This window comes from Streptomyces sp. ATLC9 (genome assembly GCF_057196705.1).
The window spans coordinates 1-308 of sequence record NZ_JBXUOY010000630.1 but is presented as its reverse complement, the minus strand read 5'-3'; the positions used below and the strand labels follow the sequence as shown (position 1 = coordinate 308).

General features: G+C 67.9%; 1 pseudogene. It reads left to right on the top strand.

Annotated features, from left to right (window positions below):
* A pseudogene (locus AC2CJA_RS27400) lies at positions 1 to 222 on the top strand (transposase); the annotation flags it as partial.
* Positions 223 to 308 lie beyond the last annotated feature (86 nt).

Below are 308 nucleotides of genomic sequence, written 5' to 3'. Positions count from 1 at the left end.
GACCCGGCCGGGAAGAACGGCGGCAACAGCCGCAACGGCACCCGGGCCAAGACCGTGCTGACGGACGTCGGCCCGGTGGAGATAGCCGTGCCCCGCGACCGCGAGGGCAGCTTCGAGCCGAAGATCGTCAAGAAGCGGCAGAAGCGCCTGACCGGCGTGGACGAGATGGTGATCTCCCTGTCCGCGAAAGGTCTGACGACCGGCAAGGGCCAGGCCCGCTGGACCATGCGCTGGAAGACCGCCCTGAACGCCTTCGACATCACCTTCGACGGCCGCCTGTCGGCAGCCCGTCAGTAACCCTCAACAAC